The organism is Marinagarivorans algicola, from assembly GCF_001292705.1.
Lineage (GTDB): Bacteria > Pseudomonadota > Gammaproteobacteria > Pseudomonadales > Cellvibrionaceae > Marinagarivorans > Marinagarivorans algicola.
On record NZ_LGAK01000032.1, the window covers coordinates 14,627 to 30,831 of the forward strand.

The 16,205-nt window shown below is 44.1% G+C and carries 14 protein-coding genes; 3 read left to right on the forward strand and 11 right to left on the reverse strand.

The window, feature by feature from the left end; genetic code table 11:
* Nucleotides 1-84 precede the first annotated feature (84 nt).
* The 4 genes from AC438_RS11470 to AC438_RS11485 all read right to left on the reverse strand — a co-directional run bounded on the left by AC438_RS11470 (nt 85) and on the right by AC438_RS11485 (nt 4,121).
* On the reverse strand, nt 85-459 hold the full coding sequence (locus tag AC438_RS11470; protein WP_238376375.1) for a VOC family protein: 375 nt from the start codon (nt 457-459) through the stop codon (nt 85-87).
* A 159-nt stretch (nt 460-618) separates the two neighbouring features.
* Complete coding sequence (locus tag AC438_RS11475; protein ID WP_053981405.1) at nt 619-1,380, reverse strand: ParA family protein; 762 nt, start codon at nt 1,378-1,380, stop codon at nt 619-621.
* A gap of 197 nt (nt 1,381-1,577) precedes the next feature.
* On the reverse strand, nt 1,578-3,152 hold the full coding sequence (locus AC438_RS11480) for a DUF5666 domain-containing protein (RefSeq protein ID WP_156317068.1): 1,575 nt from the start codon (nt 3,150-3,152) through the stop codon (nt 1,578-1,580).
* Nucleotides 3,153-3,266: 114 nt separating this feature from the next.
* Nucleotides 3,267-4,121 carry a DUF6502 family protein gene (locus AC438_RS11485; RefSeq protein WP_053981407.1) on the reverse strand — a complete coding sequence of 285 codons (855 nt, stop codon included), beginning with the start codon at nt 4,119-4,121 and terminating at the stop codon, nt 3,267-3,269.
* 584 nt (nt 4,122-4,705) lie between these two features.
* Here AC438_RS11485 and AC438_RS11490 point away from each other — a divergent pair.
* Nucleotides 4,706-7,102 (forward strand): DUF5666 domain-containing protein, encoded by a 2,397-nt coding sequence (locus AC438_RS11490; RefSeq protein WP_053981408.1) that lies wholly within the window; start codon nt 4,706-4,708, stop codon nt 7,100-7,102.
* 510 nt (nt 7,103-7,612) lie between these two features.
* On the opposite strand, the gene rpoS is transcribed toward AC438_RS11490, so the two are convergent.
* The 4 genes from rpoS to AC438_RS11510 form a co-directional block, all read right to left on the reverse strand.
* Nucleotides 7,613-8,905: an RNA polymerase sigma factor RpoS gene (gene rpoS / locus AC438_RS11495; RefSeq protein WP_238376376.1), complete on the reverse strand. Its 1,293-nt coding sequence runs from the start codon at nt 8,903-8,905 to the stop codon at nt 7,613-7,615.
* A gap of 322 nt (nt 8,906-9,227) precedes the next feature.
* Nucleotides 9,228-10,076, reverse strand: coding sequence for a peptidoglycan DD-metalloendopeptidase family protein (locus AC438_RS11500; protein ID WP_238376377.1), 849 nt, complete (start codon nt 10,074-10,076; stop codon nt 9,228-9,230).
* Nucleotides 10,077-10,261: 185 nt separating this feature from the next.
* Nucleotides 10,262-11,212 carry a DUF368 domain-containing protein gene (locus AC438_RS11505; RefSeq protein ID WP_053981410.1) on the reverse strand — a complete coding sequence of 317 codons (951 nt, stop codon included), beginning with the start codon at nt 11,210-11,212 and terminating at the stop codon, nt 10,262-10,264.
* The gene (locus tag AC438_RS11510) at nt 11,209-11,877 is read right to left on the reverse strand and encodes a protein-L-isoaspartate(D-aspartate) O-methyltransferase (protein ID WP_053981411.1); all 669 of its coding nucleotides are present in this window, start codon (nt 11,875-11,877) and stop codon (nt 11,209-11,211) included. The genes AC438_RS11505 and AC438_RS11510 overlap by 4 nt, the downstream gene beginning before the upstream one ends.
* Before the next feature lie 214 nt (nt 11,878-12,091).
* Here AC438_RS11510 and ppa point away from each other — a divergent pair, with 214 nt between their 5' ends.
* Both ppa and AC438_RS11520 read left to right on the forward strand, forming a co-directional pair.
* Nucleotides 12,092-12,625 carry an inorganic diphosphatase gene (ppa, locus tag AC438_RS11515; protein ID WP_053981412.1) on the forward strand — a complete coding sequence of 178 codons (534 nt, stop codon included), beginning with the start codon at nt 12,092-12,094 and terminating at the stop codon, nt 12,623-12,625.
* A 222-nt stretch (nt 12,626-12,847) separates the two neighbouring features.
* A complete protein-coding gene (locus AC438_RS11520) occupies nt 12,848-13,441 on the forward strand; it encodes a GspH/FimT family pseudopilin (RefSeq protein WP_053981413.1) in 594 nt (197 codons plus the stop codon).
* Nucleotides 13,442-13,457: 16 nt separating this feature from the next.
* Here AC438_RS11520 and AC438_RS11525 read toward each other — a convergent pair whose 3' ends face one another.
* From AC438_RS11525 to AC438_RS11535, 3 genes are all read right to left on the reverse strand, one after another.
* Nucleotides 13,458-14,324 (reverse strand): hypothetical protein, encoded by an 867-nt coding sequence (locus AC438_RS11525; RefSeq protein WP_053981414.1) that lies wholly within the window; start codon nt 14,322-14,324, stop codon nt 13,458-13,460.
* A 218-nt stretch (nt 14,325-14,542) separates the two neighbouring features.
* Nucleotides 14,543-15,271 (reverse strand): HAD family hydrolase, encoded by a 729-nt coding sequence (locus AC438_RS11530; RefSeq protein ID WP_053981415.1) that lies wholly within the window; start codon nt 15,269-15,271, stop codon nt 14,543-14,545.
* A 103-nt stretch (nt 15,272-15,374) separates the two neighbouring features.
* Entirely contained in the window at nt 15,375-16,061 is a 687-nt protein-coding gene (locus tag AC438_RS11535) for a M15 family metallopeptidase (protein ID WP_053981416.1), read from the reverse strand.
* Nucleotides 16,062-16,205: the final 144 nt, after the last annotated feature.

Below are 16,205 nucleotides of genomic sequence, written 5' to 3' on the forward strand. Positions count from 1 at the left end.
AAAATACACACTGTATTCAGTGGCAGCATACATATTGGTTCATCGCGTTATCAAATAATGAGTGCGCTGCATTCGTGTGCCGTATCACGCTACCCTAGACCATACAGCAAATTCATTACCACTCGGCTCAGTAAAATGGAATCTACGGCCTCCAGGGAAGTCAAAAATAGGCTTTGTGATAACCCCACCTGCTGCTTTTATTTTGTCGAGACTCCGCTCTAAATGGTGACTATAAAATATTAATAACGCAGCACCTTGTGCACTATGAGAGCAGGCATGACTTTGGTAAAAACCTCCATCAAGCCCTGCATGAGTAAATGCGATGTACCTAGGGCTATAATCCTGAAACTGCCAATTAAATACTTGCCCAAAAAAGGCTTTAGTGGCCAGTAAATTGTTAGCAGGAAATTCAACATAATTTAATTTTTCATGTTCTGGAGGCATAATATTGACAGGCATGGGCACACCCTTGAGTGAACGATTAAAACGCATTATAGGCTTTCGGCTCACCGCCTGCCTACCGAGGGCTGATCACAGTCTAGTGCAAAAGCAGTATCTCAAAACGTAATCTATGGATAGGCAGGCTAAAAGAGCGCTTTAATTATTTATGACCCTATACTATTTCGCCACCATATTAAGCTCACGCTTGAGCTCTTTCCATAAGTTTTCGTAGGCTCTTACGGCTCGTCCCTTAGTTGCATAGGCCGCTAGCGGGGCTTGCTTTTCACTCATTTTTTCGGCGGCGCTATCATAGGGAATACACGTTTTAAGCATTTGAATAGGCATTGCTTTAGCGTTAGCGACAGTCTGTTTATGTACACTGCGCCGCATATCAACTTGATTAAAAAAGCCAACAATACGCTTAGGTTGGTATTTTTGCCGACTAAAAAAGTCAACCACTTGGGCAATAGCTCTGACGGACATAGGGCTAGGAATAATTGGCACCAAAACAATATCGGCTTTTGAAACTAAATACTCTACGCTTGGTGATAAACTTGGCGGGCAATCGTGAAACAAAAAGCGGGCATTTTCACTCAATGGCGCAATCAGGCTATCGAGTAATTTACGAGGATTTTTATGTAACTCTAATGCGCCTTCTATTTTTCTTAAGCTTAAATCCGCAGGAATCAACGACAACCGCGGATAAGGAGTTCTTAGCTCTAGTCCGCCAATAGGTAACCCCTGGCTAAACAATTTAAGGCTTTTTGTTTTTTTACCTGTCGACATATTATCTCTAAAATACCATGTCGATGCCGCTTGAGGATCCCAATCCCACAACAAGGTATTATGCTTATTTTGACTGGCTAAATAGGCTAGATTAACAATTGTTGTTGTTTTCCCTACACCACCTTTTAAATTGTAAACTGCAATAGACTGCATACGGCTCCTTAACATCACAAACATCTACCGCGCAAGCAAAGTCATCAGCGTCAATGAGCTATTAAGTACCGCGCAGTTAATAATAACGCCAAGTTTAACCGATTAGCTAACATATTTGTATTTCATTTTTATGACTAAGCCACTGCCTTCCCCCCTGTGATCAGTACGTCATCTGGGTACCCCAAACCTAAAAAAGACTACATACCGCCACGGCCTTCTTTAACTGGCGTAGATTTAATAGGGCTAGGCTGAACAGGCCCTTCTTTAATCGGCCCCTTCTCTTTTAAGGTATTCACGCGCTTGAGCTCAATAATACGCGCGGTTATAGGGCCCTCAGTCAAATCGGGGTCAGCACTTTTTTGATAGCTGCCTTTTTGCAGCGACTTTGTAAAACCAGATAGCTGAGCCGCAGTGCCTTGCTCTTTTGAGTCAAGCAATTGCACCCATTCGCTATCGCTCAAGCCTTCAATACCTTGTGCACTGAATGAATCATTGGCAGCTTCATATTCACGCGTCCCACGCACCACAGCTATATCACCAACACCTAGATCTTCGAAGTTGATGCGCTTTTTCATAAAGCTTGCATCTAAAGCCACAAATCGCGTGTGCTCATTAATCAATACTGTGGTGCCTTCAATAATAATCTCGCCTGTTGCGGCTCTTTTAACAGATGAAGGTGTCGCTTGGGTGATGTCAGTAATTATACCATTGAGTGTGGTTTGCACCCACTTTCGTTTGAGCGCCTTAACAATTACCTTTTCAGCAATAATTTGTCCTTGCCCATCAGTCATGCCTAATACAATAAGATATTGCCCATCAGTTAATTCAGCAAATGTAGCGGGTGCCGCATCGCTATTAATCAACAGGGTTTGCTCGGTAATATGTATTTTTTGCCCATCCAATATTAATGAGCCGATCGCACCTAGAGTAGCGCTATCGGCATCAGCAATAATATCGCCCACTACACCTTCGGTGCGCACTTTAATGCTCGTATTGATACCCTCAAAATGACTAACCGCATCATTGCGCTGACGTATGCTCTGAGCCATAAAGCGCTGTAGTACGCTATCAAAAGTACCTTTTATGACAACAGGTAAGCTATCACTCAAGGCATCAGGAAGCTCACTAGCTGCGCCGTAATGCACTTCAATGCCAGACATTAAAAATGTCGATTCGGCAATATTAAGCGCATTAACAACACCGCGCAAACTTGCCTGACGATTGTCGCTAGGGTAAATCCGCGTTGCTACAACACTGCCGCTATTGTTACTCGGACCACGAATATCAATAATATCACCCACACCAAAGGCATCGATAGTTACCGTACTTTCGCCGTAAAAGGTCTCATCATTAATAGTCACTTTTTGACCTAACACTGTCAGCTCACCCACACTAGTATCTATATGAGTAATGGCGCCACGCACCGCAGATTCGGCATAAATAGTTTGCGCAGCAATTTCTCCGTCGTCATCCTCAGTCAAAGTAAATACAGTAATAAAATCACCTAGATTCAAGTCAGCTTCAGATTTTAGCTCACCATCAATATAAACCTCGGCATTATCTGTGGCATAACGTACCCCATCAATAAATACGCTACCAAAACCACTGACCACCCCTGTCACCGTGCCGGCAATATCCGGCTCGGGCGCCCCGCTGCCATCAATAATAGTACCGCTATTATTACCCAATAAATCGCCTTCAGTTTCACCGCAACCGGTTAAGCCCAAAGCCAAAATACCCATCGCTATACATTTTAATACTATTAATTTCATAAACGCCAAACACTTTGTTAACTTGGAATGAAAGAACTTAAAATAAAACACCTTGAAATAAGATGATTTGCAATAAGGCCGCTTGAAATAAGGCAAATTAAAGTCAAATAACATTTACCGCTCTCCTTGATTTGGGCTCTCAATACCATAAACACCCACACCAAGGCGCACTATTTCTGTAGGGTTATGAGACGGGGGCTGGGCATTTGGGTCAATTTGATGTGCCACAATCCACTGCGCAACACGCTCTAAAAAGGCTTGCCCCTCATGATTCAAAAAATCCTTAAAGGCTTGAGCGTCTTTAGCCAGGATATGATTACTACTGGCCCGGCGCTCAAAGCGCAGTGTTTTTTTGGGGCTTTCATGGGTTAAATAAAGGTTATGCAACAGGGTATTGGCAAGCTCGTTAATCACCGTACCGGCGCGCAGCATTGCCTGTGGGTCAGACCCTGGCGGGGTATAAAAAGGCTTGAGTACGCGTAACGCACCACCGTCTAGCTCAACCACATTTCCGGCCCGTATTAATTCTTTAAGTACCACGTTAAACGGTAGGCCGCCACTGTAGCGGCGCGCCAACTCTTTAAAGCTTAGCGTGCCATCATCTAAGAGCAAGTGCGCAGGGTGCCCCTGCTCATTTAAAAACTCTGGGTCTTCATACCAGCCGCGCACCACACGCGACATTTTATCTTGCCCCTCGCGCGCCTCGGCTACGCGAGCGCCTTGCGCTAATAAGTCTTTAAGGCGCTTCACCTCTTTGCGATCAATGCCTGTCAACGCCGATACTTTTGCGGTATTGGTTGGCCGGCCACGCACACCAAAGTCGCGCTGCGCCACTGCCACATAGGTGCCTTTAGCCAGCGCCGTAAACTCCTGAAAAGTTACACCGTTGCGCAATAGCATAGCGGCAATAGGGTCGAGTAAATTGCTCAATGCCGCTTCTATTAATGCTTTATCTGACTCTTGCCCCATGAGGCCCCGCTTGATAATAAAATATTAAGTGTGCTCGATTAGTTATTACAAACGCTGATATACATAGCCCTTGTACGCATAGTACTTACACACATAGCACTATATGCATCAACGTAAAAATCACCTCTATTTGAAAACCGGTTTTCTTAAAAGAAACCACTTTAAAGCGCCCTTTCCTGCCAAACCAGCCTTACCTAGCAGCCCAATCAAGCAGCCTGCCAATAACCATATATGAGAATAATACTCTCACACTACATTAATTTGTAGATTAATCACTTTAAATAATGAAAAGAGTGACTTTGTTTTGCACACCTCGAGACCCTGATCTCAATTACACCAACAAACCTCTTAAAACGTTATTACCCTCTATAAAAAAACCATATATGATATTAATATGATCATATATGGCAGCAAGGCACCTACTGAGGCCATTACAAGAGTCACTCAATACACCAGCATGACTCATGAATCACACAGGTACTTAAGATCAACAAGCATTAATAGCATCAAGATCAGCCCGTACTTGGCTTAACGCAAAATAACAACAGCACTCACTACTGCACATAACATTAAAGAGGCACATCATGAAAAACATTCATTCGAAACTGATTCTAGCCACCGCTATTACTGCAGCTATGGCAGGCTGTACCGGTACTAGCGAAACAACAGCTAACATTGATACCCCGCTCAATGACCAAGCAAAAACCGTTGCCATTACAGCTATTGGCGAAATTGACGGCTTTGGCAGCGTTATTGTTAATGGTGTGCATTACGATACTGATACCGCTGAAGTCACCATTGATGGCGAGCCCGCTACCGAAGATGAACTCGATGTAGGCATGGTCGTCGAAGTTGACGGTGAAAAAACAGATAAAAAAGGCGCCAAAGCCAACCGTATACGCTTTTTTAGCAAAGTAGCCGGCCAAGTAGAAACTGTTGATAGTGATGCGCAAACTCTGACCGTTATGGGTAAAACTGTTTTAATCGACGGCGATACAAAGCTCGATGATGCGATTGATTCTGTGACTTTGGCCCCCTTAGCGCAAGGCGTTGTGGTGCGCGTTAGTGGCCGCACGAATGCCGATGGTCAAATCGTTGCAACACGTATTGATATTCGCCAAGAGCAAACCAATACCCAACAGCGCTTGTCGGGCATAGTGAGCAGCTTAAACACTAGCGATGGCAACACGTTTCGCCTTGAAGGCAAAAACATTGAATTTGCGAGCGCTAACCTTGTAGGTGACGAGCTAACCGATGGCGTACGTGTACTTGTACGCGGCGAAACAATCGACGGCGTATTAGTGGCCAGTAAAGTTGTGGTTATTACCCAAAAAGAACGCCCAACAAATGACGAAAAAGACAGCCAACGAAAAAAACGTGTAGAAATCAAAGGTAAGCTCGTTAAAAAAGAAGGCAAAGAACATTTAGAAATTGACGGTCGTCCCGTTAAAAACATCGACAATGAAGATATCAAAAACGGTGATAAGGACGACATTAAAGCCGGTGAATTGGTCACTATTAAAGGCGATGTTAACGCCGATGGTAGTATTGATGTTGATAGTGTAAAACGTGAACTCGCCGCTACTTTACGCATGATGGGTAACGTAGAAGAAGTAGACACACAAACAGGCGAAATGACCGTTAACGGTAAAAAATACCGCCTACAAGACGATACCGATTACAGCGATAAAGAAGCCAAAGAGCGCTACTTTAATATGGAAGACATCACCCCTGGCGACACCGTAGTGGTTGACGGCTTTAAAGATAAGCAAGGTAAACGTATTGTTAAGAGCGTAACTCGTATCAATAAAGAGCGCGAGCAAGACAAAAAGCAATCGGGCCGCTTACACACGACTTTAAGTGCTGTAAATGATGGCTTACTCACCACCGCTGATGGCGTTATGGTCGTTATTCAAGAGTATACCGTTATTACCAAATCTGTAGATCTCACAACAATTACCCTTGGCGAAGACGGTGACAAACTCTTAATCAGCGGTACCTACAATGCCGATGGCGAACTAGAAGCCAAACACATAACATCATTGCGCACCACACCGAGCAAAGATGAAATGCCTCGCGCAGAGCAAGCCCCTGAAGACAAACTTAAAGACATCGAAGACAAGATGACTCGACTTGAAGAGCGCCTTAAAAAAGAGCGTGAGCGACCTTCAAAAGAGCGCGCCGAAAAAGCCGATAAAGAAGTAGGACAGCAAGATGTTGAAGAGCGCATTAAAGATATCGAAGATCGCGTAAAAGATCATCAGCACGTTATGGATAAAGAAGACACCCGTGAAATGGCTGATAAAATCGAGCGCATGAAGCATGATGTAGAAATGGATTTTGATTACCCTGAAGCGCATCGTGAAGCGGTCATTGAAAAGTTTGAAGCATTACTGCTTAAATTGACCGAAGCTGGTGATACTAAAGGCGTTGCCCATATCGAAGAAATTTTAGCCAACCTTGCTGAAGTTGATGACATGGTCGAAGAGCGCGAGCATACCAACGGCATGGAAACACACGAAAAAGAAATGATCGAAGACGAAATTGATGAAAAGCTTGAAAACATCAAAGATCGCGTTGAAGAAAAGTACGCACATGAAGATATGATGGGCACACCCAAAATGCCTAAAGAGCGTGACTGCGAAGTTGATGCCATTGCCAAAATAGAAGCGACTATTGCAAAAATTGAAGCGCTGGACGACTTAAGTGAAAACGAGAAAGCCCTGAAGTTAGAAAAACTCAATGCTATTTTAGCGTCACTAAAAGCAGCGCAAAACAATACTGATAACACTAGCCCTAAAGATAACACCCCAAAAACACCTAAAGGTGACGACCAGCAGGAACCTGAACAAGAGCCTCAACAAGACCCTGAAAAAGATAAGCAACAACCCAGAGATAGAAACCCAATCAAAGAAGCACCGATAAAACAAGAGCCCTTAAACGAAGAAAGCAGATCTAAAAAAGCGCCCACTAAAGCGTAATTCAAGCCTAAACAATCGCTAAGAGCTACGACTATATTAGCGATAATGATGATTGAGGCCTTGGCAATTAAGAGCCTCGATCATCATAATAACGCTAAGTAAAAAAGCCGGTAACTCTTCAGAGATGCCAGAATTCGGCACTAATGAATCATTGTCGAGGCCGCTCAAGCCATCATCGATTTTTCAGCAACAGGGATTAACGCGGCCAATGGTAAAACTGACAACGCCGATACTCCTTACGAGCAAACACTGGTTTCTGTCAGTAAAACACTGGCACGTAGTGTAGGTATTAGTGAAGAACGCATTAATGTACGCTTTAACGGCGGTAAGATTATTCGCGATGCACTTATCTCGTAATATGTCACTTTAAAGCCAGCTTTGTATTGAGATCAATCGTTCTTGAGCAGGGCTATTAACCATAAAAAAACCCAGCCGTAAAAGACTGGTTTTTTTATTAATGGCCTAAATGTATTTTTATTTTTGTCACACTCATACCATAAGACTTAACCGCTAGACCGCACCAAACAGTGATACTGCGTTTAAGCCTTGCTTTTCTAAAATATCACGTAGCCGACGTAAAGCCTCAACTTGTATTTGGCGTACACGCTCACGTGTTAAACCAATTTCACGACCCACCTCCTCTAAAGTGCTCGATTCATGCCCGCGCAAACCAAAGCGACGAGCCACCACTTCACGCTGCTTTTCACTCAGCTCATCAAGCCAATTATTTAAGTTTTCACTTAAATCACTGTCTTGCAGTAAGGCCACAGGATCAGATACATGAGTATCAGCAACAGTATCGACTAACGTTTTATCGGAGGAAGGGCCGATCGGTGTATCCATAGAGGCTACACGTTCATTAAGACCTAGCATTCGCTCAACATCTTCTACAGGTTTATCAAGTAAAGTAGCAATCTCTTCTGGGGATGGCTCATGGTCCAGTTTTTGCGATAACTCACGTGCTGCGCGTAAATACACATTAAGCTCTTTCACCACATGAATAGGTAAGCGAATGGTACGCGTTTGATTCATAATAGCTCGCTCAATGGTTTGCCTTATCCACCAAGTGGCGTACGTTGAAAAGCGAAATCCACGCTCAGGATCAAATTTTTCTACAGCACGAATCAATCCTAAGTTACCTTCTTCAATTAAATCAAGTAAGGCCAAACCACGATTCACATAACGGCGTGATATCTTCACAACCAAACGCAGGTTGCTTTCTATCATGCGCTTACGCGCAGGCTCCTCACCTTTAAGCGCTTTACGCGCAAAAAAGACCTCTTCTTCTGCACTTAACAGCGGCGAAAAGCCAATTTCATTTAAATATAGCTGGGTCGCATCAAGATTTTTTTGCTGCTCTTCTTCATCGACGGCAAAAAGGTCCGCCTTAGTCGTATCGGGATTAGAGGTCTCAGACTTGATAGCCTGAGATTTAGCGACCTCCGGACTGCTTTTAACCTCAAGGTTGACTTTGGCCCTAGGCTTCGCTTTGGCCGAAGCTGTAGATTTGGCCTCAACGCTACCTTCAACCTTAACCTTAGCTTTTGCCTTGGATTTAGACTTGGCTTTAGTTTTAGCTATTTTTTTGGCAACAACCGTGTGCGATTCATCAACTTGCGCAGCATTAAAAGCCGCCGGTGAGTCAAAAGAAGCACCCTCGACAAGCTCGGGGGTATCCATTGCCGGTTGATCGATCACCTTACCGTTCTCAAGCACGGCGATATCATCAAACTCTTCAAGCGCTGTAACAGTGGGGGTTAGTTTTCGCGTAGTGTTTTTGGAACTAAGTTGTGGAGCAACCATGTTCTCATCCTCAGACTTATTTTATTTTTGTGCAACATCAAAAATGGCCCTCCGTCAACGTCTAACCCTGTATCCGTTTGCCAATAATGTCAGTACACCCCAATCTTATATGCCTTAAACTGGCTAAAATCATGCACAGTTTTAGCCCACCTCTTTTTTATCTTTATCATTGTTATTGAGGGTATATAAGGTTTTCGGCCAAAGCGGTATAAACTTTACTCCAGTTTATCCATTCAACTGCTCTTTGTGTTCTGGCCCATAAAGTCTTAAACAAAGCTTATATTTTTTATTGAGTACCCGTAAAAATTCACGGGCTGCTTGCTTAACGAGGCAAATACTTCAGTGGATCAACGGGCACACCGTCACGACGAATTTCAAAATGTAGCTTAATGGCTGTCGCGCCGGAACCTCCCACCTCAGCAATTTTCTCTCCGCGTGTCACATCATCACCTTCTTTTGCTAGTAACAAACTGTTGTGTGCATAAGCACTTAAGTATGAATTTTGATGTTTCACGATGATCAAATTACCGTAACCTCTCAAACCGCTACCGGCGTAAACAACCTGTCCGTCCGCAGCAGCACGTACAGATTCCCCTAATTTCGCCGCTATATCAATCCCCTTGTTTAGCCCCTTACCGGCACTAAAAGACGAAACTATCTTGCCTTTAACAGGCCACCCCCACACTAAAGACTTAGATTTGACTGTCGAGGTTTTGACGACTACTGGCTTTTTTGTACTTTTTTTAGAACGGTTAATGACTGTAGGAGGTCGTACTTTAGGTGAGGGCTTAGGCTGTGCAGACACTAGGCTTTGAGTCACCTTAGGTGCAGGTGCAGGTGCAGGCGCAACCGCCGGTGATTTCGCTTTTACTTGGCGCACCTTACGCTGACTCACGCGATAAGGCACGCGAGGCGCAACCCCGGCTAGCTGTAAAACCTGACCCGGTTTAATCGCGTAGGGCGGCGTGATTTTATTGATTTGAGAGAGGTGCTTATAGTCTAAGTTATATCGCCATGCAATCGCATACAATGTATCGCCTTTTGCAACCACGTGATGCGATATTGTCGAGCTCGCCGGCTGGGGCACGCTCAATATGGGGGCTTTATTTGACTGGCTAGCGCAAGAAGGGCCACATAAAAAAGCCAATAAAATGTATAAAAAAGCATTCACACAGGGTGATGCTTTTTTGACATAATCATATTCATTTGGCAGTTTTTTGGCATTTAACATAGTTTTTAAGTATAAATAGTTATTAAGAGTTGCTATAACTACCTGATTATTATTGCTAAAGAATATAAAAAAACGGTTTTTTTTGCTAAAAAAAACAAGAAAACAAACAAAAGTACCAGTTTTAATTATGATTTTCCGAACTTGCTGGCAAAAAACTCAGCAATTAAGACCAACATAACACCGGCAATAGCGAAAGTAATTGCCAATAACGTATCGGGTGATTGGCCGGTAACAGTAGCAAATTGTGCTGGCAATACATTACTGCTTTGCACAACAACTTCTTCGCCATGTCTGTTCAGCATAGTTACTACTGGCTCCTTCCAAGGCCAAGTCACATTGAGCGACCCCACTAAAAAGCCCGTTAGGGTCGCCACCGTTACCTGATGGTAATGGTTTAATAGCCAGGATAGTGCGCGTGAAAACACCATTAAGCCACACACCGCACCTGCACCAAATGATATGAGTAAATCCCATTCTAAGTGATTAACCGCACCTAAAAATACCGGATACAAACCCATCAGTAGCAATAAGAAGCTTCCTGAAATGCCTGGTAATATCATGGCACAAATAGCAATAAAACCACCTAGAAACATTACCCACCAATGCCCCGGTAATTGCGTAGGCGCCGCCAGCGAGATACCCGCAACAAGCGCTGCCCCTAAGAGTAATGCCACAATATCGCGCACTCGCCAGCGCTGAGTCATATGGCGAGCCAACAGTACAATTGAGGCAATAATCAACCCAAAAAAGAATGCCCATACCCAAATAGGGTGAGCGCGTAAGGCATGCTCGATAATAGCCGCAAAGGTTTTGATACTCAGCAAAATGCCGGTAAATAAAGCCACTAAGAAACTGCCGTTAATATGCTGCCAAAATACTGTGAAGCCTTTTTGCTTCCAAATCAATAATGCAGCAGGCGTACAGTTTTTTAGCGCACCTAAAAACTCATCATAGATACCGGTAATAAAAGCGATGGTACCACCGGAAACGCCAGGCACCACATCGGCAGCTCCCATTGCCATTCCTTTTAAGGTTATAACAGCATAGTCTTTAATCGTTCTTTTTGATTGATTCAAGCGATGATTCCTTTTAATAGCGGAACAAAATTAGCCGATTCAACAACCGCAGTCGAAAAAGTATCACCATCGCGTCGAATCAGGGTTAAATTTTGAGTATTGTCACCCACAGGTAGGATCAACACCCCCTGCGACTTTAACTGACTGGGTAGTTGCTCGGGTAAATCGGCCGCTGCTGCTGTGCCCATAATGGCATCAAAGCTACCACCGCTTTGCCAACCTAAGTGGCCATCAGCATGGCGGTATTGAATATTGTAAAAGCCCAACCCTTGCAATCGCGCCTTTGCTTTTTGCTGTAGCGCGGCAATACGCTCTACGGTATAAACTCGCTTAAAGAGCTGCGCTAATACTGCCGTTTGATAACCAGAGCCGGTACCAATTTCAAACACCGTCTCAAAGCGACTACAGTGGGTGAGTAACAGCTCAGTCATACGGGCCACCGTATAAGGCTGAGACAGTGTTTGCTTAAACCCTATAGGCAATGCCGTATCTTCATATGCCCGATGTGCTAACGCCTCATCAACAAATAGATGCCGAGGCGTAGCCGCCAACACGCTGAGTACATCTTCATTACTGATTCCTTTTACTTTTAACCGCTCTATTAGGCGCTCACGTGTACGCCGCGAGGTCATCCCTACTCCCTCGCGTACTAAATCGTCTAACATTTACCCATCCTCAAGCTTGACCCCCATATAAAACGCGAAGCACTATAGCATAGGAACCTTACTATACTCCGCAACCTGCGCACAGCGTGACTCGTACGACATTCAGCTTGATTAAGAACACTGTAAATTGTGCTGCCTATGCTAGAATGCCCGCCGATTTTACATTTATTGATCATTTAACCATCATTTATATAAATTCATAGGGAACCATATTATGAGCCTTAACAATGTACCTACGGGTAAAAATGCGCCAGAAGAAGTTAACGTCGTCATCGAAATTGCTCAAGGCGGCGAGCCCATTAAATATGAGCTAGATAAAGACACTGGCGCCTTATTTGTTGATCGTATTTTAAGCACCTCAATGCGCTACCCTTGTAACTATGGCTATATTCCAAATACGTTATGTGGTGATGGCGACCCAGCAGACGTTTTGGTTGTCATGGGCTCACCTTTAGTGCCGGGCTGTGTAGTGAAGTGTCGCCCGATTGGCGTACTTAAAATGACGGATGAGTCTGGCGAAGATGCTAAAATTTTAGCGGTACCGGTTAGTAAAACCACAAAGCTTTACGATAAGGTTACCTCTTACAAAGACTTACCTGAAATCCAAATCAAGCAAATCTCTCATTTCTTTGAGCGCTATAAAGACTTAGAAGAAGGGAAATGGGTTAAACTTGACGGCTGGGAAGATGCCGACACCGCTAAGAAAGAAATTGTCGACGCTATTGCGTTACATAACCAGCAAGCCTAAATCTCGATCGACAGTGCTAAAGTCAGTATTGACTCTGCAGTATTGACTCTGCAAATCAGGTGCTAAAACAATATAAGGGGCTCTTTGCTCATCAATAGCCTCTGGCTATTTCCAGTAAATGAGTAACAATAACGCCGTTTAACATTATATTTTGACTATTTACTAGTAAATCACACACTCTTAAACTAGTGTTAGGCCGTCGCTATTACAAAGGAGTGTGTGATGTTAGTTTCCTCATGGTTTACCTTTCACAAAGCACAATGCTCACAGTATGGTTTAACGTTTATTGAGCTTTTAATAACCTTTAGCATTTTGGCTATTTTATTATTGGCCGCCATACCCGGCTTCAGTTATTGGCGTGCCAAGGCCGAGTCACACATGGTTATTTACACTCTCCACTCTCAACTGCAAACAGCGCGACAGCTAGCAATAGCACGCGGCATTACAACATCTCTGTGTGGCAGTAATACACAAGGTGTTTGTCAATCACGTCATTTTTCACATTTACAAATTTTTGTCGATGTAAATCAGAATAAAATACGAGACTCCCATGAAGAATTAATCAGCATCACACCATTAGCGCTAAACGGTCACTTACGCCTTAATAACCATACCCGCTTGCAATTCAAGAATAATGGCTCAAGCCATACACCTGCCAGCTTTATTTATTGTCCTGCCACACCAATAAAGCAGTTAGTACAACGTGTCACACTAAGCTTTACGGGTCGCCCTTATATTGCACAGCACAACGCTGAGGGCATCATCAAAAATTCCGGCGGTAGCGATATTCACTGCCCCAATTGGAAAAAGGGCTAAAGCCTCATGACCACAATCAGTCATCGGCAAGTGCAATATGATCAACATTAGGGGCTGCTGGCGCCGGTGGCTTGTCGCTATTTAAACGCGCACCTACTGGCGCAATATCAAGATCTAACGCCTGAATATTTGCAGGCGTTATCCGCGGGCGCTCTGAGTCTTGAAGCAAATCTGAGCCTGCTGGCAAAATGTCAGCTTGTAGCTCAGTTACAGTGACGGAGGTCATGCGTACGCGCTCGGTATCATCAACTAAAGGCCCTAGCTCTCGTACGGTAATAGCCGATAGATCAATATTCAAAGGGGCCACCTGCGCTTTTTCGTGTTCACTGAGTAAATCACTCCCCGAATCCAGCACTTCAAAATCAGGTACCACAACCGTCGTAGGCGAGTCTGTGCTGGGGGCGAGTAACCCTTCACCGACAGGTAGCGCCTCGAGGCTCACCCTCGAGTCATCAGTTTTTTTTGCCACAGGGGCTTGAGGTGTTCTTCTAGGAGCTTGAGGCGGTGTGGCTGGAGGGCTATTGCTAACAGCATTGGCATTGGCCTCGCCATTCACATCAGCACGAGTACCGGCGCTGGCTTGAGTACTTGTATGAGTACTGGCGGCAGCTTTTTCTGCCGCCTTAGCTGCCACCTGAGTTGACGCAGTTCCTGCTTTTAATAAATCAACGCGCGCGCCTGCTTTTTTTATCGCAACGCGATAGCGGTTAGCCGCGGTTAAATCAATATTACGTTTCAGTACAATAGTCTTACCACTAAATAGCACCTTTACCTGAGCGGATGAAATTTTGAATAAAGCCGCCATATTTGCCTTAACAGTCTCAAGCTCTTGTCGTGGCAAAATTTGCCCGCTAAAAACCAAATCAAATTTTTCAGATTCCACAATTATTCCTCTTAAGTACAGCAGCTTTTATGGTTCTCATGTCGCTATATGCCTTATCAACTCAATAGATAGGCCCTATTTCTAATGAAAGGGCCATCATATTTATCAACGCTCTTGCTGTAAAAAATTTATATGCCTAGTAGCAATGCCCTATACTCTAATGACAAATATAGCAGCTTAACTTACCCCTAAGGTGGTTTACACCGTCCTGAATTGGCTTACCGATCCATCAGACCTTGATCAACCAGCCACAGTCCTACAGCCTGCATCGAGCTAGCACTGTGTATTTTCTCATGCTGCGTGACTTTACTCGCTTGCCTTTGTGTACCTTGATTTAACCAACACACTTGCATGCCCGCAGCAACAGCAGCGGCCACGCCCAGTGGAGAATCCTCGACCACTGCACACTCTGTAGGCAATACACCTAACCGCTTAGCCGCTAATAAATAAATATCAGGCGCGGGCTTTGGCTGAGCCACTTGGTCAGCCGTATAAATATGCTCTCCAAAAAAGTGATCCAACTGGCAACGCTTTAAATTCGCCAATACCGATTGGCGCAGGCCATTAGAGGCGACAGCCTTCGGTACGCGGATCGCTGCCACTATCATCGCGGCATGATCAATGGGCTGTAGCCGATTGATAATCAATTGATCAGTGTTGGCCAGTAACGTTTTTTCAAAATGCGCGGTCACACTAAACCCCCAATGCTTGGCCAGCCATGCATAGCAATCCGCCATACTTTTACCCTGTAAAGTCTCCCTTAAAAGTGAAGCAGGCAAGTCAAAACCAAAAGCCGCTAAAGTGCTCGAAAACGCTTCGGCATAGACAGGTTCGCTATCGACTAACACGCCATCACAGTCAAAAATAACCGCTTTTAATGTTTTGCTTGTTACATTTTTACTTGTTACTTTTTTTTCTGTGGGTAAGCCAAAAGCTACATCATTCATACAGTTAATCACCTAAGTCCATCTTTCATATCACCCTTCGTTATGTTGTTGATCGCTAACTCTTGGTTACTCGATATAACATTTAACCATTAGCAGATGTATTTTACGCAGTAAAATACGCTGCCACATAATGCTCGTAAATAAACGGTAGTTGCTCAAGTACAGCATCTATTAACTGAATATTAGCGTTTATCAACTGCTGACGAAAAGCCTGATAGTCACACAGCTTTTCATATTTTTGCGCTAACGGCTTATAACTTAAGTGCCAAGGCTCATTCGCCACAGCGCCTTTATTGTTGCCATAATACGGTCTAAAAAAATCCTCTTGATATGCTAAATGATCTTCTAGCCAATCATAAAAATCGATGAATAATGTATTTGCCTCGATAGTCGTCAAAGCCAATGACTGCCCATTGGGTAGCGCGCTAGCTTCATAAATATCAATATCACATCCCCAGTGATGACGTGACCCGCCAGGCAGTGCTGACCATCGTAAAATAGCGCGCACCTGCTCGCAGGCTGTTAATGTCGTTAAATGAATGGGACGCTCTTGGGCATCCAAAACCGGTCGATGACCACAAGCTTTGGCATCCCAAATCGCCTGCTGCCGACCAAAACTTCGATACCCGCTCGCCACATTTAACGAAAAGCCAGCCTGTCGGGCCGATGCCATTAAATGCTGTAACGGTGTGACTAGTTGCTTATGTAAAGGCACACTACAGTTGTCATTAAAAACAACATCAACCACATGCGAATCATCGCACCCTAAAGCATTATCGCGATTAAACACTCGAGCTCCTCATTTTGGCGCTAAATAATTGTGTATTTGTTTAAAAAAGCTACTATTGCAGGCGCTTATTTAAACACTTTGCAGATTAAACAAGCGAAAGCAATGAATTAATTCAGGAACTAGCTAGCACTTTTCTAAAGATAA